The sequence below is a fragment of the Plantactinospora sp. BB1 genome (assembly GCF_003030385.1).
In the GTDB taxonomy this organism is placed as follows: domain Bacteria; phylum Actinomycetota; class Actinomycetes; order Mycobacteriales; family Micromonosporaceae; genus Plantactinospora.
Map to the genome: position 1 here is coordinate 5,332,912 of NZ_CP028159.1, position 23,426 is coordinate 5,356,337.

Annotated in this window: 18 protein-coding genes and 1 tRNA gene; 7 read left to right on the forward strand and 12 right to left on the reverse strand. The window is 73.1% G+C overall.

Features of this window, described 5'->3' with window-relative positions:
- Nucleotides 1-263 precede the first annotated feature (263 nt).
- The 10 genes from thrB to argS form a co-directional block, all read right to left on the reverse strand.
- Nucleotides 264-1,211: a homoserine kinase gene (thrB, locus tag C6W10_RS23230; RefSeq protein WP_107260481.1), complete on the reverse strand. Its 948-nt coding sequence runs from the start codon at nucleotides 1,209-1,211 to the stop codon at nucleotides 264-266.
- A gap of 90 nt (nucleotides 1,212-1,301) precedes the next feature.
- Nucleotides 1,302-1,592, reverse strand: coding sequence for a hypothetical protein (locus C6W10_RS23235; protein WP_107260483.1), 291 nt, complete (start codon nucleotides 1,590-1,592; stop codon nucleotides 1,302-1,304).
- Nucleotides 1,593-1,604: 12 nt separating this feature from the next.
- Entirely contained in the window at nucleotides 1,605-2,471 is an 867-nt protein-coding gene (locus tag C6W10_RS23240; protein ID WP_107260485.1) for an SPFH domain-containing protein, read from the reverse strand.
- Nucleotides 2,472-2,616: 145 nt separating this feature from the next.
- On the reverse strand, nucleotides 2,617-3,270 hold the full coding sequence (locus C6W10_RS23245; protein ID WP_107260487.1) for a phosphodiesterase: 654 nt from the start codon (nucleotides 3,268-3,270) through the stop codon (nucleotides 2,617-2,619).
- Between the two features lie 129 nt (nucleotides 3,271-3,399).
- The gene (locus C6W10_RS23250) at nucleotides 3,400-4,644 is read right to left on the reverse strand and encodes an MFS transporter (RefSeq protein ID WP_107260489.1); all 1,245 of its coding nucleotides are present in this window, start codon (nucleotides 4,642-4,644) and stop codon (nucleotides 3,400-3,402) included.
- Between the two features lie 115 nt (nucleotides 4,645-4,759).
- A complete protein-coding gene (locus C6W10_RS23255) occupies nucleotides 4,760-8,035 on the reverse strand; it encodes an efflux RND transporter permease subunit (protein ID WP_107260491.1) in 3,276 nt (1,091 codons plus the stop codon).
- A gap of 257 nt (nucleotides 8,036-8,292) precedes the next feature.
- Entirely contained in the window at nucleotides 8,293-9,342 is a 1,050-nt protein-coding gene (gene thrC, locus C6W10_RS23260) for a threonine synthase (RefSeq protein ID WP_107264213.1), read from the reverse strand.
- Between the two features lie 163 nt (nucleotides 9,343-9,505).
- Nucleotides 9,506-10,855, reverse strand: a complete 1,350-nt coding sequence (locus tag C6W10_RS23265) for a homoserine dehydrogenase (protein WP_107260493.1) — start codon at nucleotides 10,853-10,855, stop codon at nucleotides 9,506-9,508.
- Nucleotides 10,852-12,237, reverse strand: coding sequence for a diaminopimelate decarboxylase (gene lysA / locus C6W10_RS23270; RefSeq protein ID WP_107260495.1), 1,386 nt, complete (start codon nucleotides 12,235-12,237; stop codon nucleotides 10,852-10,854). Before lysA ends, C6W10_RS23265 begins: the two co-directional genes overlap by 4 nt.
- Before the next feature lie 66 nt (nucleotides 12,238-12,303).
- Nucleotides 12,304-13,965: an arginine--tRNA ligase gene (gene argS / locus C6W10_RS23275; protein ID WP_107260497.1), complete on the reverse strand. Its 1,662-nt coding sequence runs from the start codon at nucleotides 13,963-13,965 to the stop codon at nucleotides 12,304-12,306.
- A gap of 95 nt (nucleotides 13,966-14,060) precedes the next feature.
- Between argS and C6W10_RS23280 the strand changes: the two genes are divergently transcribed.
- The 4 genes from C6W10_RS23280 to C6W10_RS23295 all read left to right on the forward strand — a co-directional run bounded on the left by C6W10_RS23280 (nucleotide 14,061) and on the right by C6W10_RS23295 (nucleotide 16,688).
- Nucleotides 14,061-14,984, forward strand: coding sequence for a DUF3105 domain-containing protein (locus tag C6W10_RS23280; protein WP_107260498.1), 924 nt, complete (start codon nucleotides 14,061-14,063; stop codon nucleotides 14,982-14,984).
- Between the two features lie 26 nt (nucleotides 14,985-15,010).
- Nucleotides 15,011-15,661 (forward strand): DUF305 domain-containing protein, encoded by a 651-nt coding sequence (locus tag C6W10_RS23285; RefSeq protein ID WP_369938712.1) that lies wholly within the window; start codon nucleotides 15,011-15,013, stop codon nucleotides 15,659-15,661.
- Between the two features lie 178 nt (nucleotides 15,662-15,839).
- Entirely contained in the window at nucleotides 15,840-16,520 is a 681-nt protein-coding gene (locus C6W10_RS23290) for a winged helix-turn-helix domain-containing protein (RefSeq protein ID WP_107260502.1), read from the forward strand.
- 93 nt (nucleotides 16,521-16,613) lie between these two features.
- A tRNA-Arg gene (locus tag C6W10_RS23295) sits at nucleotides 16,614-16,688 on the forward strand.
- Between the two features lie 186 nt (nucleotides 16,689-16,874).
- On the opposite strand, the gene C6W10_RS23300 is transcribed toward C6W10_RS23295, so the two are convergent.
- The gene (locus C6W10_RS23300; RefSeq protein WP_107260504.1) at nucleotides 16,875-17,966 is read right to left on the reverse strand and encodes an MFS transporter; all 1,092 of its coding nucleotides are present in this window, start codon (nucleotides 17,964-17,966) and stop codon (nucleotides 16,875-16,877) included.
- Nucleotides 17,967-18,327: 361 nt separating this feature from the next.
- Here C6W10_RS23300 and C6W10_RS23305 point away from each other — a divergent pair, with 361 nt between their 5' ends.
- The 3 genes from C6W10_RS23305 (at nucleotide 18,328) to C6W10_RS23315 (ending at nucleotide 22,252) form a co-directional block, all read left to right on the forward strand.
- Entirely contained in the window at nucleotides 18,328-18,987 is a 660-nt protein-coding gene (locus C6W10_RS23305) for a permease prefix domain 1-containing protein (protein WP_199853732.1), read from the forward strand.
- Between the two features lie 225 nt (nucleotides 18,988-19,212).
- A complete protein-coding gene (locus C6W10_RS23310) occupies nucleotides 19,213-21,444 on the forward strand; it encodes an MMPL family transporter (RefSeq protein WP_107260506.1) in 2,232 nt (743 codons plus the stop codon).
- 100 nt (nucleotides 21,445-21,544) lie between these two features.
- On the forward strand, nucleotides 21,545-22,252 hold the full coding sequence (locus C6W10_RS23315) for a carbon-nitrogen hydrolase family protein (RefSeq protein WP_107260508.1): 708 nt from the start codon (nucleotides 21,545-21,547) through the stop codon (nucleotides 22,250-22,252).
- A gap of 73 nt (nucleotides 22,253-22,325) precedes the next feature.
- Here C6W10_RS23315 and C6W10_RS23320 read toward each other — a convergent pair whose 3' ends face one another.
- Nucleotides 22,326-23,363, reverse strand: a complete 1,038-nt coding sequence (locus C6W10_RS23320) for a metalloregulator ArsR/SmtB family transcription factor (RefSeq protein ID WP_107260510.1) — start codon at nucleotides 23,361-23,363, stop codon at nucleotides 22,326-22,328.
- Nucleotides 23,364-23,426: the final 63 nt, after the last annotated feature.

Genomic DNA, 23,426 nt, shown 5'->3' on the forward strand with positions numbered 1-23,426 from the left:
TGGCCCGAAGTGCTGGCTGGCCGGGCGGCCTCGGTACACCCGTCTCGCTTGACGCGTCACGGGAGTCTGTAACACAGCAGCCGGTTGGTTTCCCGACCCACCAACATCGGTGGGCAGGTCTCGCCGCCTGCGGCGACCTGTGGAAACTGCGGTGCGGCGTAGACCTAGGCAGGGGTGAGACGGGCTGACCGCCGAGAGCTTCGGGGGTGCACCGACCCGCAGGAGTCGCATTGCTTCGCGGCTGTGCTAAGTCTAGAGCGTAATCAACTCTTCCGACCTGCGGCAACAGGGCCCCGCTCGGCGTGTCCCAGTCTACCCCCATCGACCCGGGCGCCGGCTACGTCTATGGGCAACCTTTGCGCGGTCCAACCCATTCCCGCCTCGAATTTCTCCTCGCCGCTGCTCAGCACGAGAATCGACGGCCCCGCCCCACTGACCACAGCCGGCACACCAGCCGCACGCAACTGCGCCAACCGGGCGGCGGTGCCCGGCATTCCGGCCGCCCGGTAGTGCTGGTGCAGCCGGTCCTCGGTCGCCTCGAAGAGCAGCGCCGGATCGGTGGTCAGGGCGTGCACCAGCAGCGCGGCCCGGCCGGCGTTGCGGGCCGCGTCGACGTGCGGCACCGTCGCCGGCAGCGCCGCGCGGGCGGTCGCGGTCAGCCCGCGCTCCTCGGGTACGAAGACCGTGGCCCGGACCTGCGGCGCCACCGGCAACCGGACCGCGCGGGCCGGACCGCCCGACTCGGTCCAGGCGATGGTGAACCCGCCGAGCAGGCACGGCGCGACATTGTCCGGATGTCCCTCCAGCTCCGCCGCCAGCCGCAGTGCCGCCGCGTCGTCGAGCCGCCGCATGCCGTCCTCGACCAGTCCCCTGGCCAGTTGGATCCCGGCGACGATCGCCGCGGACGAGGAGCCCAGGCCGCGCGCCTGCGGGATCCGGTTGACGCACTCCACGGCCAGCCCCGGCGGTTGACCCCCGAGTGCGTCGAAACCGGCCCGCATGGCCCGGACGACCAGATGGTCGTCGCCGGTCGGCAGCTCTCCGGCCCCCTGCCCGGTCACCTCGACCCGACAGCCGCCCGCCGTCGTCCGGGCGCTGACGTCGTCGTAGAGCGCCAGCGCCAGACCGAGCGCGTCGAAGCCCGGACCGAGGTTGGCGCTGGTCGCCGGCACCCGGACCCGGACCGGTTCGGAAACGAAGGTCGGCCGCATCGGCTCATGCTAGGCGGCCCGGGCGCGGTGCCGGGGCCGGCGTCCGGGCCCTGGGACGTCACCGACCCTTCCCGGGCCGAGCCGGGCCGGTCACGCCGACTCGGAGTCGTCCGGCGCACCGCTTCCCCGCTCTGTGCCGTCCGACGACTGCCCGCCGTCCGGCCCGGCACCGCCCGGCTCCGCCGGTGAGCCCGCCTGGTCGGCATCCGCCGGATCGGCGCCCCGGGCCGGTCTGCCCGCCCGGCCGGCCGAACGCAGGGCCAGCCGGAGGGCGTACTCGATCTGGGCGTTGACGCTGCGGATGTCGTCCGCCGCCCACCTCGCGACCGCCTCGTAGACCTGCGGGTCGAGCCGGAGCAGGAGTTTCTTGCGTTCCGCCATGGGAGCGGGAACCTAGCTGTAGAGGGAACCGGTGTTCACCACCGGCTGGGCGGCCCGGTCACCGCAGAGCACGACGAGCAGGTTCGCCACCATCTGCGCCTTCCGTTCCTCGTCCAGCTCGACCACGTGCTCCTCGCGCAGCCGTTCCAGCGCGTTGGAGACCATGCCCACGGCCCCTTCGACGATCTTGAACCGGGCACCCACGATCGCACTCGCCTGCTGGCGGGCCAGCATCGCCTGGGCGATCTCCGGGGCGTACGCCAGGTGCGTGATCCGGGACTCCAGCACCTCCACGCCGGCCAGCTCGACCCGTTCGCGCAGCTCGGAGGTCAACTCGTCGCTGACCACGGCGCTGTCCCGCAGGCTCGCCCGACCCGAGTCGTGCGCCTCGTACGGGTAGCTGGTGGCGAGGTGCCGGACGGCCGCCTCGGACTGCACGGCGACGTACTCGACGTGGTCGTCGACCGCGAAGGCGGCCCGGGCGGAGTCGACCACCTGCCACACGACGACGGCGGCGATCTCCACCGGGTTGCCGTCGGCGTCGGAGACCTTCAGTCGGGCGGTCTCGAAGTTGCGTACCCGCAGGGTGACCTTCTGCCGTGCGGTGAGCGGCCAGGTCCAGTGCAGGCCGGCCTGCCGGATGGTGCCCACGTAGCGGCCGAAGAACTGCACCACCTGGGCCTCGTTCGGGTTGACCACGGTGTATCCGGTGGCCACCAGCGCGGCCAGTACGGCATAGCCGACGGTGACCACCGTGATCCGCAGGTCGACACCCGGTTCGCCGAGCACCGACGCGATGCTGGCGATCCCGACGGCGGCCAGGACCAGCATGACCGCGGTGGGGATGAACCCGGAGATCCGGAAGGCAGCTCGTTCCATGACATCTCCTTGATAGCGAGGTGATATCACGAGGATATCGAACACGCACCCACGCGTCGAGCCCCGGCCCTGGCCGGCGGAACATCGGAACAGCAGAGTCGGAGTCGACCCGGCGCGACCGCGCCCGACGGAACGTCGGACGTCGTCAGGGCAGCCGGGTCTGGTCCTCCGCGGCACCCCGGCCGCGCTGCGAGAACGAGTAGCTGAGCACCCGCGTCCACTGGAGCAGACCCCTCGGCCGCAGCTCCGAGCCGCGCCGACCGTCCGGGTCGAAGGCGAGCGCCGCGTCGACCTCCTCGGGCAGTCGGGTACCGAGGACGATCCGGCCGAAGGCGCGCCACGGGCCGCCCCAGCCGGCCGCCAGCAGCTCGAGCCGGGCCTCGCCACGGGCGGCGACCTCGGCCACCTCGTCGAGGGACGATCCCAGCGGACGGTCGGCCCGGGCCAGCAGGTAGGCCCGGCGACCGCCGAACCGGTACGCCAGCAGGCTCCCGTACGGCCCGGCGAAGTCGCGGTGCGGCAGCGGCAGGTGCCGGAGCAGCGGCGGTCGGCTGCTGCCGGAGAGCAGCAGGTCGAAGGGGCCGTCGGGGGTGTGCAGCCGGACGCCGAGCCCCAGCAGGTCGGGCCAGCCCTGCGGGGTCGGGGTGCCCCGGGAGAGCCGCACGGTCCCCGGGTACCGGCCGGAGCCGCCGGCCAGGCCGTCGGCGAGCGGCCCCCACAGCTCGACCTCGCCGGTGAAGGAGAGCCCGCGCGGGTGCAGCAGCCGGCCGCCCCGCCAGCGCGCGAGGCGGCTCGACACCGCTACGTCCGTCGTCTCGATGCCCCACCCATACCCCGCCACCCCGCGCCTGAACCCGCCGGCCCGCACCCCGGCTACTCCCGGAACGCAGTGCCCCCGAAGTGGCCCGAGCACGCCGGGAGCGGGGGGTCACGCCCGGGAGGGGGCGGGTTCCGGGCCCTGGTCGTCGGTGGGGTCGAGGCGGCGGGTGGCGACCCACCAGCCGAGCGCGTACAGCAGGGTGGTCAGGCCGCAACCGGCCAGCACCACCCGCTGGTCGACGTGGTCCACCACGCCGGCCACCACGAGCTGGCTGAGCGCGATCGCCACCGTCGCCAGCATCATGTCGGTGGCGAAGACCCGGCCCCGCAGCCGGTCCGGCACCTCGGCCTGCAACGCGTAGTTGGACATCACCCAGTTGCTGCCACCGGCCAGGTGCGCGACGAAGACCAGGACCAGCACCAGCGGGAACCACCGGGTCACCGACACCCCGAGGTAGCCGAGCCCGTACAGCGACATCGACAGGGCGAGGCCGGTGAAGAGCCAGGACCGGTGCTTCAGTACCCGGCGCATCAGCAGTGGGCCGACGAGCGCGCCGGCACCGCGGACCGCGAAGAGCAGGCCGGTGCCGATCGGGCCCACCCCGTAGAGGGTGGCCAGCAGCGGAAAGACGGTCAGCACCCCGTTGCCGAGGCCGACCGCGCTCTTCACGGTGACCAGGGCCAGCACCCGGGGACGGTGCCCGATGTAGCGCGCCGCCTCGCCGAGCGCCGCCCACGGGTGCGGCGCCGGCAGGGCGTGGTCGCGCGGCTGCTGCATCGGGCGGCGGATCAGCAGGGTCAGCCCGGCGGCCACCGCCAGGCCGACCACGGCCACCCAGAAACAGGCGTACGGCCCGACGGCGGCGGTCAGCACACCACCGAGGGACGCCCCGACGATGCTCATCGTGCCCCACGCCGAACCGGCGATCGCGTTGGCGCCGGCGAGGTCCTCCGGGTCGACCACGTTCGGCAGCGCGGCCGAGGCGGCCGGCGAGTAGAACGCCTTGGCCACCGCCACCGCGCCGACCGCGACCAGCGCCAGCCAGGCGGTGCCGGAGTCGCGTACCCCGAGCAGCAGCACGATCGCGGCCAGCGCGGTCAGGTTCGAGGCGATCAGGATCCGCTTGCGGTCCAGCCGGTCCGCGACGGTGCCGGCGTACGGCAGCAGCAGGGCGAGGATGCTGTTGTCGGCGGCGAGCACCAGGGCTCCCCACGCCCCGCTGCCGGTCAGCTCCGGCAGGAGCACCAGCAGCGGCACCATCACGAACCAGTCGGCCCCGAAGACCACGAGTTCGGCGGTGAAGAGGCGGCGGAAGTCCCGGTTCCGGGTAAGGACTGAAACGGCAGACGACACGTACCGGGACCCTACCCGGCCGTACCTCGGACCTCGTGCACGGAGCGGGACCGGTCCCGGGTGGCGGTATCCGGGCCACCCGGGATCGGTCCCTCGTCGTGTCGCGGGCCGGCGGTCAGTCCTCCGTCGGCGGCAGCGGCGACCGGCGGCTCTTCGGCAGCCGGAGTACCTCGAACTGGTCGGTACCGTCCACCAGCGCGCCCGACGGACGGGCCGGCACCGGCCCCGGCGACCCGCCGCCCGGTGCGCCGACAGCGGCACCCGCCGGCACCGGCTCGCCGGCCGGTACGTCCGGGCCGGCCACCTCGTCGGCACCCGCCGTCCCCGCCCCGGACCGGCGGCGCCGGATCCGCTCCTTGGTGTTCTCCACCATCGTGTAGAGGGTCGGCACCAGCACCAGGGTGAGCAGCGTCGAGCTGATCAGGCCGCCGATCACCACGATGGCGAGCGGCTGCGAGATGAACCCGCCCTCACCGGTCAGGCCGAGCGCCATCGGCAGCAGGGCGAAGATGGTCGCGATCGCGGTCATCAGGATCGGCCGCAGCCGGCGTCGGCCGCCCTCGACCACCGCCTCGACCACGCCCATCCCCCGGGCCCGGTACTGGTTGATCAGGTCCATCAGCACGATCGCGTTGGTCACCACGATGCCGACCAGCATCAGCACACCGATCAGCGCCGGTACGCCCAGCGGGGTGTCGGTGGCGAGCAGCAGGCCGATCGCGCCGGTCGCCGCGAACGGGATGGAGACCAGCAGGATCAGCGGCTGGAGCAGGCTGCCGAAGGTGGCGACCATGATCACGAAGACGATCGCGATCGCGGCGAGTACCGCCAGCCCCAGGTCGGCGAAGGCCTCCTGCTGCTCGGCGCTGACGCCACCGATCTCGAAGGTCGCCCCCGGCACCTCGATCCCGTCCAGCTTCTCCCGCAGCGCGGTGGTGGTGGCACCCAGGTTGGAGCCGGTCGACGTACCGCTGACCGTCACGCTGCGCTCGCCGTCGATCCGGGTCACCGCGAGCGGGCCCTGCACCTCGGTCACCTCGGCGATGTCGTCCAGCTTCACCACCCCGGCCGGGCCGGGCGGCCCCACCGGCAGCGCCCGCAGCGCCTCGATCCCGGCGGGCGGCTGCCCGGTACGCAGCACCACGTCCTGCTGCCGGCCGTCCAGCGACACCTGGCCGAGCGGGCTGCCCCGGAACTGCTGCGCGACGAGCTGCCCGACGGCCGCCTCGGAGAGTCCGAGCCGGGCGGCGGCGGCCCGGTCCACCTTGACGTCGATCCGGGGGGCGCTGTCGGCCAGGCTGCTGCGTACGTCGGTGACGTCCGCCACCTCCGACATCGCCTTGCCGACCTGCTCGCTCGCCCGGGCCAGCACCTCCTGGTCGGCGGCGCGGACGATCACCTGGATCTCGTTCACCGAACCGCCGCCCGGCCCGCCGGCCCCGCCGAAGCTGAGTTCGCCGGCCCCGGTCAGCTTGTCGAACTCGGTCCGGAGCGACTCCTGGACCTGCCCGGCGTCGGCCTCCTCGTCCAGCGCCACGGAGAAGCTCGCCTCGTTGGCGCCGCCGCCCCCGCCGAACGGGTTGCCGCCGCCCCCGCCCACGGTCACCTGGTACGACTTCACCCCGTCGGCGTCGGCCAGCACCCGCTCGACCTGCTTGGCGGCGGCGTCGGTGGCGGTCAGGCTGCTGCCGACCGGCAACTCCTGGCTGATGCTCAGGGTGTCCTGCCCGGAGTCGTCGAGGAAGTTCGTCTCCAGCCGGGTGGCCAGGCCGAAGGTGCCGAGCAGCACCACCAGGCCGAGGCCGACGGTGAGCCAGCGCCGTCGGGTCGCGAACCGGATCACCGGCAGGTACCCGCGTTGCAGTGGGCTGCGCAGCTCCTTCTCCTCGGCCGCCCGTCGCACCGCCTCCTCGGTCGCGCCACCGTTCGCCGGCCGGAGGAACCAGTACGCCAGCACCGGGATGATGGTCAGCGAGACCAGCAGCGAGGCGAGCAGCGCCACCGTGACGGTGATCGCGAACGGCGCGAAGAGCTGCCCGACGAAGCCGCCGACCAGCACGATCGGGGTGAAGACGGCGACCGTGGTCAGGGTGGACGCAACCACCGCGCCGGCCACCTCGCGTACCCCGCCGAGGATGGCGGTGCGCTTCTCCTCGCCGTACCCGAGATGTCGTTTGATGTTCTCCAGCACGACGATGGAGTCGTCGACCACCCGGCCGACCGCGATGGTCAGCGCGCCGAGGGTGAGCAGGTTGAGCGAGTAGTCGCCGACCCAGAGCGCGATCAGGGCCACCAGCACCGACAGCGGGATGGAGACCGCGGTGACCAGGGTCGAGCGGATCGAGAGCAGGAAGACCAGGATCACGAGTACGGCCATGACCAGGCCGAGCAGGCCCTCGGTGGTCAGGCTCTCGATCGACTTCTCGACGAACGGCGCCTGGTCGAAGACGACGCTGAGGGTGGCGCCGGAGGCGGTGGAGAGGTCGGCGAGCCGGTCCCGGATGTCGTGCGAGATCCGCACCGCGTTGCCGTCCGGGCTGGCGGTGACCATGATGCCGAGGCTGTCCGTGCCGTCGGTCCGGGTGAACGAGGTCGGCGCGGCGAGCTGCTGCCGCACGGTCGCCACGTCGCCGAGCCGGACCGGCTGACCGCCGGCCCGCCCGGTCAGGAAGACCCCGGCGAGTTCCTCGACCGAGCCGATCTGGCCGCCGACCTGGACCGTCCGGGTCTGGTCCGCCTCGGTCAGCGCCCCGGCCGGGATGGTCACGCCGTTGGCCCGCAGCGCCTCGCCGATCGCGGTCGGCGCGACGCCGGACGCGGCCAGCTTCGCCGGGTCGGGGGTGATCACGATCTGCTCGTCGCGGGCGCCGGTCACCTCGACGGTACGGACGCCGTCGATCGACTCCAGCTCCGGTACGACGGTTTCGGCGAGCTTCTCCGCCAGGGCCCGCTCGTCACCGTTGCCGGCCGCCGCGAGTACCACGGCCGGCAGGTCGTCGGTGCTGCCGGCGATCACCTGCGGCTCGACGTTCTCCGGCAGCGAGAGCCGGTTCAGCGCGGTCTGCATCTTGTTGACCGCGTCGTCGAGGTCGGTGCCGAACTCGTACTCGACCTGGAGGGTGGCGCTGCCTTCCTGGGAGGTGGAGGTGACCTTGGTCAGCCCGGCGATCCCCTGGATGCTGTTCTCGATCGGCTCGGCGACCTGCTCCTCGACGACCTCCGGCCCGGCGCCCGGGTACGGCGCGACGATGAAGGCCGCCGGGAACTCCAGCGAGGGCAGCAGCTGCTGCTTCAGCGACGGTACGGCGTACACGCCGAAACCTGTGATCACGATCGCGATGAGCGCGACAAGTCCTCGGTTGGCGAGACTGAGTCTGGCGAGGAACGACATCAGCGGCTCTACTCCTGTTATCGGGTTGGCGCGAGAACTGTGATCACGCGAGTTCCGACTCGGCGCGGCAGGGAAAGTCTGCCTGATCCGGAACTCCACCCCGGCGTCGGGGCGCTGGCCGCAGCCTGCGGGGCGACCGGGCCGGACGACAACTCCGGCTCAGCCATCTCTCAGCAGCTCCACCACCCGGCGGGTCGTCCGGCGGGCCCTGGAACGGCGCCCGTCCCGCACCGGCGGGCGGGGCCGCGCGCCCCGGCTCAGGCCAGGTCGAGGGCGCGGGCGGCGGTCGGCACGTCGTTGCGGATGGTGATCGGCGACGGGGCGGTGGAGATCGCCCACTCGGGGTCCTTGAGGCCGTGCCCGGTGACCGTGCAGACCACGGTGGAGCCGCTCGGCACCCGCCCCTCGGCCGCCTGTTGCAGCAGCCCGGCGACGCTGGCCGCGCTGGCCAGCTCGACGAAGACCCCCACCTCGCGGGCGAGCAGCCGGTACGCCGAGAGGATCTCCCGGTCGGTCACCGCCGAGATCAGCCCGCCGGAGGCGTCCCGGGCGTCCACCGCCTTGGTCCAGCTCGCCGGGTTGCCGATCCGGATCGCGGTGGCGATGGTCGAGGGCTCGCGGACCGCCTCGCCGGTGACGATCGGGGCGGCGCCGGAGGCCTGGAAGCCGTACATCTTCGGGCGGCGGGTGGCGTTGCCCTGCTCGGCCTCCTCCGAGTAGCCCATCCAGTAGGCGGTGATGTTGCCGGCGTTGCCGACCGGCAGGCAGTGGATGTCGGGGGCGTCGCCGAGCGCCGAGACGATCTCGAAGGCCGCGGTCTTCTGCCCGTGCAGCCGGTAGATGTTGACCGAGTTGACCAGGGCCACCGGATAGTCCGTGGCGAGCTTGGCGGCGAGTGCCAGGCAGTCGTCGAAGTTGCCGTTGATCTGGAGCAGCTTGGCGCCGTGCACCAGCGCCTGGGCCATCTTGCCCAGCGCGATCTTGCCCTGCGGCACCAGCACCGCGCAGGTGAGCCCGGCCCGGGCCGCGTACGCCGCCGCCGAGGCGCTGGTGTTGCCGGTGGAGGCGCAGATGATCGCCTTGTTGCCGGCCTCGACCGCCCGGGAGACCGCCAGCGTCATGCCCCGGTCCTTGAACGAACCGGTCGGGTTGGCGCCCTCCACCTTGAGATAGACGTCACAGCCGAGCCGTGCCGAGAGCACCGGGGCGGGCAGCAGCGGGGTGTTCCCCTCGTTGAGGGTGATCACCGGCGTGGCCTCGCTGACCGGCAGCCGGTCCCGGTACGCCTCGATCAAGCCCCGCCACATCTCGCTCTCCTCGCGTCGCGGTCCCGCCCGCCGGCCGGCGGCGGGCATCTCCTCCACGGTGACCCAGCGTTGCCGACGGGCTGCACCCGCACCACCCGCTAACCATCTGGCGGGACGTGACCGATCAGGCGTACGCCCGGCTACCGGTCGCCGACCTGCCCGGTCACCGGTCGCCGCCCTCGACCCGGAGCACGCTGGCGATCGAGCGGACGATGTCGAGCCGGCGCAGCTCGTCGACGGTGGCGGCGAGCGCGGCGTCCGGTGCGGCGTGCGTGACGATGACCAGGATCGCGTCGCCGCCCCGGCGCACCGGTCCGGCCGCCCCGTCCGGCGGAGCCGCCGGAGCGGGCGCCTGCCGCACGGTGGCGATCGACACGTCGTGCCGGGCGAAGACCCCGGCGACCGCGGCGAGCACCCCCGGTCGGTCGGCCACGTCGAGGCTGATGTGGTAGCGGGTGACCGCCTCACCCATCGGCCGGATCGGCAGCGCCGCGTACGCCGACTCGCTCGGTGCGCGTACCCCGGCCAGGTGGTTGCGGGCCGCCGCGACGACGTCGCCGAGTACGGCGCTGGCGGTCGGCGCTCCCCCGGCGCCGCGCCCGTAGAACATCAGCTCACCGGCGGCGTCGGCCTCGACGAAGACCGCGTTGAAGGCGTCGCCGACGCTGGCCAGCGGATGGCCGACCGGGATCATCGCCGGGTGCACCCGGACGCTGACCGACTCGGCGCCGGCCGAGTCCGGCCCCCGGGAGGCGATGCAGAGCAGCTTGATGGTGCAGCCCATCGCCTTGGCGCTGGCCATGTCGGCGGCGGTGACCTCGGTGATGCCCTCCCGGTGCACGTCGGCGGCGGTGACCCGGGTGTGGAAGGCCAGCGAGGCCAGGATCGCGGCCTTGGCGGCGGCGTCGAAGCCCTCCACGTCGGCGGTCGGGTCGGCCTCCGCGTAGCCCAGCTCGGTCGCCTCGTCCAGCGCCTCGGCGAAACCGGCCCCGGTGGCGTCCATCGCGGAGAGGATGAAGTTGGTGGTGCCGTTGACGATGCCGGTGACCCGGGTGATCGAGTCGCCGTGCAGCGACTCGCGCAGCGAGCGGAGCAGCGGGATGGCGCCGGCCACCGCCGCCTCGTAGTAGAGGTCGGCCCCGCCCTCGGCGGCCGCGTCGTGCAGCGCGCCGCCATCCTCGGCCAGCAGCGCCTTGTTGGCGGTCACCACGCTCTTGCCGGCCCGCAGCGCCTCGACCAGCCAGCTCCGGGCCGGCTCGATCCCGCCGACGACCTCGATCACCAGGTCGATGTCGTCCCGCTTGACCAGGCCGAGCGGGTCGGTGGTGAAGAGCGCCGGGTCGACCGGCAGCTCACCCCGGTCACGGCCGAGCCGGCGTACGGCGATTCCGGCGAGTTCCAGCGGCGCGCCGACCCGCGCGGTCAGGTCGGCGGCCTGCTCGTGCAGGAGGCGTACCACCTCCGCGCCGACGGTGCCGCAACCGAGCAGAGCCAGACGGACCGGTGTCGTCATCCCACATCCAAATTCAGCAGATCGTCTTCGGTCTCCCGCCGGACGATCAGCCGCGCGCGGCCGTCCCGGACCGCCACCACCGGCGGCCGGGGAACATGGTTGTAGTTGCTGGCCATGCTCCGGCAGTAGGCGCCCGTTCCGGGCACCGCGAGAAGATCTCCGGGCTGCACGTCGGCGGGCAGGAATTCATCCTTCACCACCACATCCCCGGCCTCGCAATGCTTTCCCACCACCCGGGCCAGAATCGGCTCGGCGGTCGAGCGCCGGGAGGCGACCGTCGCCGAGTACGACGCACCGTAGAGCGCGGTACGGATGTTGTCGCTCATCCCGCCGTCGACACTGACGTACGTCCGGATCCCGTCCACGTCCTTGACCGTGCCGACCTCGTAGAGGGTGAAGACGGCCGGGCCGATGATCGCCCGACCGGGCTCGATCGAGAGCCGGGGCACCGCCAGCCGCAGCCCCTCGCACTCCCCGTCGACGATCTTGTTGAGCCGCTTCGCCAGGTCGTGCGGCGTCGCCGGGTCGTCCTGGGTGGTGTACGCGATGCCGAAGCCGCCGCCGAGGTCCAGCTCCGGCAGCTCCACCCCGCGGGCGTCCCGGATCTGCGCCTGGAGGCCGAGGATCCGCCGGGCGGCCACCTCGAAGCCGCTGGTGTCGAAGATCTGCGAGCCGATGTGCGAATGCAGCCCGCGCAGGTCGAGCACGTCGGTGTCGAGGATCTGGAAGGCGGCGGCCGCCGCCGCCCCGCCGGCCAGCGAGAAGCCGAACTTCTGGTCCTCGTGCGCGGTGGCGATGAACTCGTGGGTGTGCGCCTCGACACCGACGGTGACCCGGAGCAGCACCTGGGGCCGGACGCCCCGCTCCCGGGCCAGTGCGGTCAGCCGGTCGATCTCGTGGAACGAGTCGACGACGATCCGGCCCACCCCGGCGTCGACGGCCCGGGCCAGCTCGGCCGGGGACTTGTTGTTGCCGTGGAAGCCGATCCGCTCGGGCGGCATGCCGGCGGAGAGCGCCACCGCCAGCTCGCCGCCGGAGCAGACGTCCAGGAAGAGCCCCTCCTCGGCGATCACCCGCACCACGGCCCGGCAGATGAAGGCCTTGCCGGCGTAGTAGATGTCCTGGTCCGGGAAGGCGGCCCGGAAGTCCCGGCAGCGGGAGCGCAGGTCGTCCTCGTCGAGCACGTAGGCCGGGCTGCCGAACTCCGCCGCCAGTTCGCGGACGCCGAGGCCGGCGACCACGAGGGCGCCGTCGGCGTCCCGCGCCACGTTGCGCGGCCACAGTTGCGGCACGAGCGCGTTGACGTCCTCCGGGGTACGCAGCCAGGCCGGCCCCCGGACCCCGAGGTCGCCGTGCAGTGCCCCCGCTTCGTGAGCGCGCATCTGTCGTTTCCCTTCGCTACGCGCGTGTTACCGACCGGCCCGCCAGCGCGGGATCCGCCAGACGGCTCACATCTGCTCCGGCGCCGAGACGCCGAGCAGCGCCAGGCCGTTGGCCAGGACGATCCGGGACGCCTCGACCAGCCAGAGCCGGGCCTGGGTGAGCTGCTCCGGCACCGGCTTCCCGGCGCGCGGCAGCACCTGGCAGGCGTCGTAGAACCGGTGGTACGTGCCGGCCAGTTCTTCAAGGTAGCGGGCGATCCGGTGCGGCTCGCGCAGTTCGGCAGCGGTGGCCACCACACCGGGGAACTCGCCGAGCGTCTTGAGGAGGTCGTTCTCCTTCTCGTGGCTGAGCAGCCCCGGGTCGAACTCGGCGCCCCGGGTCACCCCGAGCTGGACGGCCTGGCGCAGCAGCGAGGCGATCCGGGCGTGCGCGTACTGCACGTAGTAGACCGGGTTGTCGTTCGAGTGCTTGGTGATCACTTCGATGTCGAGGGTCAGCGGCGAGTCGGTGGAGGAGCGGGCCAGCGAGTAGCGGGCCGCGTCCACGCCGACCGCGTCGACGACCTCGTCCAGCGTGATGATGTTGCCGGCCCGCTTCGAGAGCCGGACCGGTACGCCGTTGCGGACCAGGTTGACGAGCTGGCCGATCAGGATCTCGATGTTGAAGTCGGGGTCGTCCCCGGCGCAGGCAGCGATCGCCCGGAGCCGGTTGACGTAGCCGTGGTGGTCGGCGCCGAGCAGGTAGACGCACTTGTCGAAGCCGCGCTCCCGCTTGTCGATGTAGTACGCCGAGTCGGCGGCGAAGTAGGTCAGCTCGCCGTTGCTGCGGATCAGCACCCGGTCCTTGTCGTCACCGAAGTCGGTGGTGCGCAGCCAGATGGCGCCGTCGGCGTCGTAGACGTGGCCCTGCTCGCGCAGCCGGCCCAGGGCGTGCTCGACCGCGCCGCTGCTGTGCAGGGTGCGCTCGGAGAACCAGACGTCGAAGTGCACGCCGAACCGCTCAAGGCTGGCCCGCATCTCGTCCAGCATGAGCTGGTAGCCCCGGTCCCGGAAGACCGGCACCGCCTCCTCGGCCGGCAGGCCGGGCAGGTCGGGGCGCTCGGCGACGATCCGCTCGGCGATCTCGCTGACGTACTCGCCGGCGTAGCCCTCCTCGGGCGCCGGCTCGCCCAGCGCCGCCGCCCGCAGCGACTGGCCGAACCGGTCGATCTGGGCGCCCGCGTCGTTGACGTAGTGCTCGCTGGTCACCTCGGCACCGGCGGCGGTGAGGATCCGCCGCAGCGAGTCGCCGACCGCCGCCCAGCGGGTGTGCCCGAGGTGGATCGGGCCGGTCGGGTTGGCCGAGACGAACTCGAGGTTGACCCGCTGCCCGCTGAGCCGGTCGCTGCGGCCGTACGCCTGACCGGCCTGGACCACCTCGCGGGCGAGCGCTCCGGCGGCGGCCGGGTCGAGCCGGAGGTTGAGGAATCCGGGCCCGGCGATGTCGACCGACTTCACGCCCGGGGTCCGGGCCAGCTCCTCGGCGAGGGCGGTGGCCAGCTCCCGGGGCGGCAGCCCGACCCGCTTGGCCAACTGGAGCGCGATGTTGGAGGCGTAGTCGCCGTGCTCGGGGTTCCGGGGTCGCTCCAGCGGCACGGACTCGGGCAGTACCGAGTGATCCAGCTCACGCCGGTCGAAGACGGCGTGGGCGGCGGCGAGAACGGCCTCGGCGAGGTTGGCGGGAGTCACCGAACCATGCTAGCGGGGGTAGACTCGGTCACTCGGTGGCGACCCTGCGCGTGTGTGGCCCGCCATCCCCTGACCGACCGACCTGACGAGGGACCATGAGCATCAGCACCTCGGGCGGCGAACAACGCCGTCCGTCCGTGGTCAGCACCGGCAAGAAGGCGCCGGCCGGCGGTAAGCCCGCCGAGGGTGAGAAGGGGGCCGGGGCCAAGCCCGCGGGGACGGCCGCCAAGTCCGGCTCCACCGGCAGGTCCGGCTCCGGGGCCAAGTCCGGCTCCGGCGCCCGGGTGCCGGCCGGCCGATCCGGCGGCGGGGGCGGGAAGAAGCCCCAGCAGCGGCGTCCGGTCACTCCGGTCAGGGTCAGCCAGGGCCGCTCGTGGGGTTCCATCGGTCTCTTCGTCGCGGTCGGCGTCGTCGCCGCCGCCATCATCGGGTACGGCGCGTACGCGGTGATCCAGAACGGCAAGAAGTGGGAGGACAAGGCGGCCGCGATCGACGGGATCGTGAACTTCCGGGAGAGCGACCCCTCGGCGGTGAACCCGCTGCCCGGCAAGGAGTCCCACGTGGCCGGCCCACTCACCTACAAGATCAACCCGCCGGTCGGCAGCTCGCACAACATCGCCTGGCAGAACTGCATGGGCGACGTCTACGACGCGCCGATCGCCAACGAGCACGCGGTGCACAGCCTGGAGCACGGCGCGGTCTGGGTGACCTACCGGTCCGACCTCCCCGCCGACCAGGTCGAGCAGCTGGCCAGCAAGGTCCGGGGCAACGAGTTCATGATGATGAGCCCGGTGCAGAACCTCGACAAGCCGATCTCGTTGCAGGCCTGGGGCTACCAGCTCAAGCTCGACAGCCCCACCGACGGCCGGATCGACGACTTCATCGAGGCGCTGCGGCAGAACGCGACGATGGAGCCGCAGGCGACCTGCTCCGGCGGCATCACCGCCACCGGTACGACGCCACGGGACAACGTCCCCGGTGACCAGCAGCAGCAGCCGGTGCCCCCGGCGGGCGGTTGATCGGCGTGACCACCGAACAGGGGGCGGTGGCGACCGCCGCCGCCCCGGATGACGAGGTCGCCGGCCGTGGCTCGGGCCGGCGGAGCGCCGGCACCGCCGCACTGGCCCTCGCCATCCTGCTGGGGCTGCTGCTCGGGTTCGCGGGCGGACTGCTCGCCCCGGGCCTGCTCCGCCCCGGCGACGGCTCGCCCGAGGCCGGGTTCGCCCGGGACATGTCGTCGCACCACGCCCAGGCCGTCGAGATGGCGATCCTCGCGCACGAGAAGGCCGCCGACCCGGACGTACGGGTCCTGGCGGCCGACATCGCGCTCACCCAGCAGGGCCAGATCGGTGTCATGCAGACCTGGCTGAAGGACTGGGGCCTGGGCCCGACCGGCCGCGAGCCCCGGATGGCCTGGATGCCGGACGCCGCCGGTGCGGTGAAGAACGGGCTGATGCCCGGCATGGCCACCGACGCCGAGCGGGCCGAGTTGCGGGCCGCCACCGGCCGTGACTTCGACGCCCTCTTCCTGAAGCTGATGCTCGACCACCACCTCGGCGGCATCCACATGGCCGAGGGCATCCTGGACCTCTCCGACGACGAGCAGGTGACCGAGATGGCCGAGTCCATGGTCGCCGGGCAGAAGAAGGAGATCGAGCTGGTCCGCAGCCTCCAGGGCCGGATCGGCACTCCCTGACCCGGGCCCACCCGTTCCGCCTGATCCGGCGGCCGTTCCCCTCGGGGCGCGGCCGCCGTTGCGTTACCGGTGCCGGAGGGCATGCCTGTTAAGGGCGGACTTTGGTTACTTGCCCGGTTTGGCGAGCTTTCTCCATACATAACGTGACCAGTCAGGATCTGCCGTCGTTGTCCTAGACATGACGGTTGCTCTCCGGGACGGACGTCGCTCGGTCACCAGCTGGTGCCGTCGACACACCATCGGCGGGGACGGCGCGGTCGCGGCCGTCCGGCGAGGACAGCGGTCCGGCGAGGCGGGGACGCTCAGCCGCGACCAGGAACTCGAACTGATCGAGACGCTGCGCGGGTGCTATCCCGACCAGCTCGGACTGGACGACGAACTCTGGACCCGGCAGAGCGTCGCCAGCCTGGTACACCGCCGGTACGGGCTGCCGGTGGAGAGCAGCGAGGTCGGCGGCTACCTGCGGGCCTGGGGACTCGGCCCCCGCCAGCCCACCGACCGGGCCTGCGGACTCTGCGTCGACGCGGTGGCCCTGTGGGTGGAACGGGAGTACCCGGCGATCGTGCGCTCCGCCCAGGAGCACGGGACCGAGCTGTGCTGGATCGGCCGTACCCGGCTGCACGGCGTGGTACCCGCCGCCGACGTCCTCTCCGCGGTCTCCGTACGCGGCCGGGTGCGGTTCCTCATCACCACCCCGAACGTCGACCCGGCCCTCCCCCGGGACTTCCTGCTCCGGCTCAGCGGAGCGGAGGGGGAGGCCGTACACGTCGTGGTCGACGGCTCCTGGACCCGGGCCGAGTGGCCCCGCCGACTACCGCCCCGAATCGTGCTGCACCCCCTTCCGAGCTGCGGCCGGTAGCGGGTTCCTCCCTGGTCTGTAGGGCGGGACCGACACGGCGGATACCGATTCGTGCCCGGGCGGCGATCCCTGCTACTCTTCCTGGGTCGCTGAGCCCCCGTAGCTCAGGGGATAGAGCACCGCCCTCCGGAGGCGGGGGCGCAGGTTCGAATCCTGCCGGGGGCACCAGTAACAACCGACACAGCAGCGCCCCCGACCAGGCGAGACCCGGTCAGGGGCGTTCTTCGTGTCTCCGGCTGTGTCCGGCCGTCATCGGCCGTTGACGAGCGTCCGTGCCGAATACGTACCGAGGTTCCCCGTTCCGCCTCGCCGGGCCGGCCGGGGGATGGCTTTCCCTGGGAGCCCGTACCGAATTCAGAGCTTCGAGCCGATGGCGCGGTCCATGACGACCAGGCCGACTGCGGCGGCGAGTGCGAGCGTCGCGGGGATGAGGAAGACGAGGGGTAGGCCGGCGGCGGCGACGCCGAGGCCGCCGGCGAGACCGCCGAGGGCGGAACTGAGGGCGCTGGAGCTGAGGAAGATCGCCGACGCCGACGCGACCGCGGTGGGGAGCAGGCGTTGGGCGACGATGATGCCGAGGGTCATGAAGGTGGCCCAGACGCCGCCCATGAGGGCCTGGCCGAGGAGGAGCCCGGCGGCGTCGCCGGTGGTGGTGAAGCAGATGTTCGCGGCGACACCGAGCCCGGCGGCGGCGGTCATGAGGCGGATCGTCCCGATCCTGCGGGCGGCGATCACGGCGACCGGCATGAGGACGAGTTCGACGAGCGGCTGGACGCCGATGATCGCTCCGCTCAGCGCGGGATCGAGTCGCAGCTGATCGTTCATGTAGATAGGCAGGTAGGCGTACTTGATCGGTTCTCCGGCGTAGACCAGGACGTACAGGCCGGTGAAGGTGAGCAGTGGCAACATCGCCCTCACCGGTGGCCGGCGGTGGCCGGAGGCAGGCTTGTCGGCTGACGGGGCCGGGTGGGTGGCGGGGGTGCGCAGCGCGCCGAGCGGGACGACCTGGGCGAGGGTGCAGAGCCCGGTCACGACCAGCATGGTGCGCAGGTTCACCTCCGCGGCCAGGAACGATCCGGCGACCGGTCCGACCACCCAGCCGGCGGTGAGGGCCATCCGCACGATGGCGACCACGCCGTCGTTGCCCCGGTTCGGACGCAGGGTGGCCTCGTCGTGGATGGCGGCGAACAGTTGCGAGGTCGCGGCGCCGGCAAAGCCGAGCACGAGCGCGCTGATCGCGAACGGGATCCACAACTGTGTGGACAGCGCGATGCCGACCCAGCCGAGGAAGCCCGCGACGGCGCAGAGCCGGAACAGGCCCAGCCGCCGGCCGGTACGGTCCGAGCGGGCACCGACCAGGTAGCCGGCGACCGGTGCGGTCAGGTTGGTCAGATAGAACAGGCCGGCCGTCGACAGCGAGCTCTCCAGGACACACGCCACGAACATCGCATCGACCGTCGGATCCCGCTCCAGGATCCGCTGCGCGGCCCGGTAGGCGTCCTCGCGGCGGAACTGGCCGACGTCACCGATGTCCGCCAGGCCGAACTCCCGGGCGGCCCGCGAGTATCCGGTCCGGCGGTCGATCGCGCACGTCCTCCAGGGTCACCTTCGACCGGGCCGCGACACGTCTCACCCAGCCATCGTCTCGCACGGTCCCGGTGTCGGCGACACCTCACCGCACTCGACCCCCGACCAGGAGGAGGTCCGGTCAGGGGCTGCGGTTCAGGGGAATCTCGGGGTCGGCTGCGTTCCACCCGGCGGGTCGAGCCGGGCATACTGGGGCACCGGTACCCAGAGAAAGTGAGCCGTGGCCGCCCCGATAGACGGATACCTCGCCGAACTCGACCGTGCCCTGCGAGGGCCACGGCGGGTCAAGAGCGGCCTGCTCCGGGAGGCCCGGGACAGTCTGGTGGACGCGACCGAGGCGTACGCGGAGTTCGGTCTGCCACCCGAGGCGGCGGCCCGCCGCGCGGTGCACGACTTCGGTGAGGTCTCCCGGATCGCCCCCGGATACCAGGCCGAACTCGCGCTCGCCCAGGGCCGGCGGACGGCGCTGCTGGCCTTCGGCATTCTCGTCGCGCAGCCGCCGATCTGGCACCTGGTCGCCTGGCAGGCGGCCGAACCCGACCCGATGCCCGGGCTGGCCGGCGTGCTCGACGTGCTGGTGAGCTGGCTGGGGATGCTGGCCGTGGTGGTCGCGCTGCTCGCCGTCTGGGCCTCCGGCACCGGGGTACGTCGACTCGGCACCAACCCCCGGCACATCCGGCTCACCGGCATCTTCGCCTTCACCGTGGCGGGCACCTTCAGCACGATCGGCCTGATGCTCGCGCTCGTCAGCCCGATCACCGGCCCGATGGGTCTGGTGCGGTTGCCGATCGCCGTGGTCGTGCTGATCCTGCCGATGCTCCTGGTGGCCCGCAACGGGGCACGCTGCCTCGCGACGGCCCGCGCGGCGACCTCCCGCTGATCCCGCGCTGCCGCTGAGACTCCACCCCTAGGGCAGAACCCTCGCTGTCCAGCTTGGACACCCGCACCGCTCCCGTCGTCTCTCGCACGCCACCCCTGCGCCGCTCCGCGCCCCGGCGCGCCGTCGCCGCTTATGTAGTTATCCTACATGTAGATTGCTAACCCATCGACGAGCGGTGCGCGGAGCGAGCAGCGGGCGGACCCGAGAACGCGAGGAGAGCGGACAATGCACACCGAATCAACGCCGGCCGAGCGGCCCGACGGCAAGGCACCGCCGGACCGGTCGGGCCGGGCCGGGGCGGCCAGGGCCGGGTTCTTCGCCCGGGTGGCCGGCTGGGCGTACCGGCGGCGCTGGGCCGCGCTGCTGAGCTGGGTCGTCGTGCTGGTCGGCCTCGCCGTGGCGGCCCAGGCGGTCGGCGCGGACTACCACAACGACCACTCGCTGCCCGGCACCGAGTCACAGGCCGCCACCGACACGCTCCGGGAACACGGTTCACGGCAGACGGCGGGCAGCGTCCAGATCGTCCTGCACCACCCCGGCGGCATCGGCACCGCCGAGGTCCGGCAACGCGTCGAGCCGATGCTCGGCCAGGTACGCGCGATGGCCTCGGTGGCCGAGCTGACCAGCCCGTACGACTCCCCGCAGGCGGTCTCCGCCGACGGCACCATCGGGTACGCCACGGTCTCCCTGGACAGACCCAGCGAGGAGGTACCGGCGCAGGACGTACGGGCCGTCATCGAGACCGCCCAGGCGGCAGCCGGGGACGGGCTGCGGGTGGAGTTGGCCGGTGACCCGGTCCGGGCCGCCCAGGAGTCCGAGGGTGGCGCGGCGGAGGGCGCCGGCCTGCTGGCGGCCCTGGTCATCCTGGTGATCCTCTTCGGTTCCCTGCTCGCCGCCGCGCTGCCGATCGGGATCGCGATCTTCGCGGTGGGCAGCACCCTCAGCCTGGTCGTACTCGCCTCGCACGTCGCGACGATCGCCGACTACACCGCCCCGCTGATGGCGCTGGTCGGGCTCGGCGTCGGCATCGACTACGCGCTGCTGGTCTTCTCCCGCTTCCGGTCCGAGCTGCTGGGCGGCGCCGACCGGGCCACCGCCACCCGGATCGCCCTGGACAGCGCCGGCCGTACCGTCTTCTTCGCCGCCTGCACCGTGGTGATCGCCCTGCTCGGCCTCGTCGTCCTCGGCCTCGGCTCGCTCCAGGGCGTGGCCGTGGCGGTGGCGCTGACGGTGCTGGTCACCATGCTCGCCTCGCTGACCCTGCTCCCGGCGCTGCTGGGGATCGTCGGCGGCCGCGTCGAACGTGCCGTCCGGCGCCGCGCCGAGCGGGCCAAGCGGGCCGAGGGCACGGGGTGGCGGCGCTGGTCCAGGTTCGTGCAGCGCCGCCCCTGGCTGGCCCTGCTGCTCCCCACGGCGCTGCTGGTGCTGCTCGCGGTACCCGCCCTGGACATGCGGCTGGGCTTTGCCGACGCCGGCAGCGACGCGCCGACCTCGACCAGCCGGCAGGCGTACGACCTGATCTCGACCGGGTTCGGCCCGGGGCAGAACGGTCCACTGGTGGTGGTGGTCGAGGGCGGCCAGCCGGCGGCGACCGAGGTGGGCAGCGCCCTGGCCGGGACGGTCGGGGTCGCGACGGTCACCCCGCCGTTCCCGGCACCCGACGGGCAACTGCACACGCTGCTGCTCTTCCCCACCTCCGCCCCGCAGGACGCGGCCACGATGGACCTGGTGGAGCGGCTCCGCACCGAGGTGCTGCCGCCGGTGGAGCGGAACACCGGCGTGCAGGTGTCGATCGGCGGCGGTACGGCGGCGGCGGTCGACTTCGCCGACGCGGTCTCCGACCGGCTGCCGCTCTTCGTGGTCGTGGTGGTGGGGCTGTCGGCGCTGCTGCTGGTACTCGTCTTCCGTTCCCTGCTCATCCCGGTCAAGGCGGCGCTGCTCAACCTGCTCAGCGTGGCCAGCGCGCTCGGCGTGATCACCTACGTGTTCCAGTACGGCAACCTGGGCGTCCAGCCCGGTCCCGTCGAGGCGTTCGTACCCGTACTGATCTTCGCGATCGTCTTCGGGCTCTCGATGGACTACGAGGTCTTCCTGGTGTCCCGGATGCACGAACACTGGGAGCGGCACCGCGACGCCTCCGGCGCGATCCGGGAGGGTCTGGCCACCACCGGGCGGGTGGTGACGGCCGCCGCCGCCATCATGATCGTGGTCTTCAGCGCCTTCCTCTTCGACCCGGGCCGGATGCTGCAACAGTTCGGGCTCGGCCTGGCGGTCGCGATCTTCGTGGACGGCTTCGTCATCCGCTGCCTGATCCTGCCCGCGGTGATGCAGCTCTTCGGCGCCCGCGCCTGGTGGCTGCCGTCCTGGCTCGGCCGCTGGCTGCCCCGGGTCGCCCTCGAACGCCCCGAGCCGGCCACCCGGGCCGCGACCGGGACGCCGAGGTCCACTCTGGTCTGACCGGCGGCGTCGTCCGGGCCGGACGGTCCCACCACCTCCGGCCCGGACCCACCATCTCCGGCCCGGACGGCGTGCCGCGCTCCGGATTACGATCGGGCGCGTGCGAGAGCCGCTGACCATCGCCGTCGCCCAGCCGGGCTGCCTGGCGTACGACGTGCCGGCGAACGCCGATGCCCACGCCGAGGCGGTCCGGGCCGCCCGGGCCCGGGTGGTGGTCTTTCCCGAGATGTCGCTCACCGGGTACGAGTTCGACGCCGCGCCGGTCGACGCCGACGACCCCCGGCTCGCCCCGATCGTGGCGGCCTGCGCGGAGACCGGCGCGGTGGCCCTGGTCGGTGCCCCGGTGCCGGGCCGGCCGGGAGGACGGCCGCAGATCGGCGTCCTCGCCGTCGACGGCGACGGCGCCCGGGTGGCGTACCGGAAGATGTGGCTGGGCGGGGCCGAGCCGGAGCATTTCGCTCCCGGTGAGGCACCGGCGGTGGTCGAGGTGGCCGGCTGGCGGCTCGGGCTCGCGGTCTGCAAGGACACCGGGGTACCCCGGCACGCGGCCGACACCGCCGCGCTCGGCATCGACGCGTACGTCGCGGGCGCGCTGGACTCGGCGGCGCAGTGGCACGTGCAGCAGGAGCGGGCCCGCCGGGTCGCCGCCGCCCACCGGGTCTGGGTGGCGATCGCCAGCTTCGCCGGCCGTACCGGTGGCGGTTACACCGACGCCGCCGGACGGTCGAGGATCTGGGCTCCGGACGGCGGGGTGGTCGCCGAGGCCGGACCCGAGCCGGGTGCCCTCGCCACGGCGACCCTCGGCTGACCGGGACCTGGCGACGAACTCCTCGAACCCGCCGCCCCCGTACTCCCGGGCGGGCGGCGGACAGGGCGCTCCGCTAGGCCCGCCCCGCCGGGCGTGTACCGGCCGCACCCCCGAGCTGCTCCCCCAGCCCGGTACGCAGGTAGCGCAGCCGCCGGCCGACCCGCTCGCCGACCACCAGACCGGCGTCCCGCAGCGTGGTCAGGTGGTGCGAGGCGGTCGCCGGGGCCAGCCGCAGGGCGTCGGCCACCTCGCCGGTGCTGTGCGGCACCGCCAGCAGGGTCAGCACCGCCGCCCGGGTCGGACCGAGCAGCGCGGCCAGAGCCGGCGGAGGGGGCTCGGCTGGCGGAGGCGGCTCGGCCGACACCCCCGGTCCGGCCGGCACCGGCGCCGCCCAGAGCCGCCCGTAACCCCGGGGCGGATACCAGAGCGCCCGGCCGGTCGGCGTGTCGGTGACCGGATAGAGCATCGGGCCGGCGAACCCGGCCGGCAGCAGGGTCAGCGAGTGCCCGTCCAGGCCCCACCGCCGCTCCTTGGCCGAACCGAGCAGCAGCGCCGTACCGTCCCAGTCCAGTTCCGGGTGCAGGCCGCGCAGCAGCGCCCGGGGGCCGCGCTCGGCGGCGGTCAGCGCCCGGTGCGCGATCTCACCCTCGGCGGCCGCCCGCAGTCGGGGCCAGACCGGCGCCATCGCCAGTCCGAAGTACCGCCGGATCTCCCGGACCAGCTCGGCCAGGCCGCCGGCCGGGTCGGTGCCGAACCGGACGATCTCCGGCGGCGCCGGGTGCCCGGCCCAGGTCCGGTGCACCTCGGCGGCGACCACGTCCAGCGCCGTGCCGGCGATCACCCGCAGCTCCTCGTCCAGGGTCGGCCGGGCGGTGGCCGGCACCGGGGTGAGGAAGTCCGGCACCTGGCAGGTCGGCGCGGCGGCCAGCGCCCGGAGGGTACCCAGCGAAGCGTCGGCGAGCGCCGGCAGGACGCTCTGCCGCCAGCCCGCGTACATCCAGAACCTGGCCGGCCGGTCCAACACGAAGAGGCTGGTCAGCACCTCGACCATCGGCGAGTGCGCGAACCTGAGCCGGGCCAGGTCGGCCGGGGCGAACTCGATCCGCAGCATGCTGCCATTCGAGCACGCTCGAACGGCTCCCGACCAGCCGGAACCCGGACGTACCGTCCCCGG

Excerpts from the sequence above, each read along its gene's own strand:
- thrB (WP_107260481.1), bottom strand. The coding sequence starts at position 1,211 with ATGCGGCCGACCTTCGTTTCCGAACCGGTCCGGGTCCGGGTGCCGGCG.
- C6W10_RS23235 (WP_107260483.1), bottom strand. The coding sequence starts at position 1,592 with ATGGCGGAACGCAAGAAACTCCTGCTCCGGCTCGACCCGCAGGTCTAC.
- C6W10_RS23240 (WP_107260485.1), bottom strand. The coding sequence starts at position 2,471 with ATGGAACGAGCTGCCTTCCGGATCTCCGGGTTCATCCCCACCGCGGTC.
- C6W10_RS23255 (WP_107260491.1), bottom strand. The coding sequence starts at position 8,035 with ATGTCGTTCCTCGCCAGACTCAGTCTCGCCAACCGAGGACTTGTCGCG.
- thrC (WP_107264213.1), bottom strand. The coding sequence starts at position 9,342 with ATGTGGCGGGGCTTGATCGAGGCGTACCGGGACCGGCTGCCGGTCAGC.
- C6W10_RS23265 (WP_107260493.1), bottom strand. The coding sequence starts at position 10,855 with ATGACGACACCGGTCCGTCTGGCTCTGCTCGGTTGCGGCACCGTCGGC.
- lysA (WP_107260495.1), bottom strand. The coding sequence starts at position 12,237 with ATGCGCGCTCACGAAGCGGGGGCACTGCACGGCGACCTCGGGGTCCGG.
- C6W10_RS23280 (WP_107260498.1), top strand. The coding sequence starts at position 14,061 with ATGAGCATCAGCACCTCGGGCGGCGAACAACGCCGTCCGTCCGTGGTC.
- C6W10_RS23290 (WP_107260502.1), top strand. The coding sequence starts at position 15,840 with ATGACGGTTGCTCTCCGGGACGGACGTCGCTCGGTCACCAGCTGGTGC.
- C6W10_RS23300 (WP_107260504.1), bottom strand. The coding sequence starts at position 17,966 with ATGTTCGTGGCGTGTGTCCTGGAGAGCTCGCTGTCGACGGCCGGCCTG.
- C6W10_RS23310 (WP_107260506.1), top strand. The coding sequence starts at position 19,213 with ATGCACACCGAATCAACGCCGGCCGAGCGGCCCGACGGCAAGGCACCG.
- C6W10_RS23320 (WP_107260510.1), bottom strand. The coding sequence starts at position 23,363 with ATGCTGCGGATCGAGTTCGCCCCGGCCGACCTGGCCCGGCTCAGGTTC.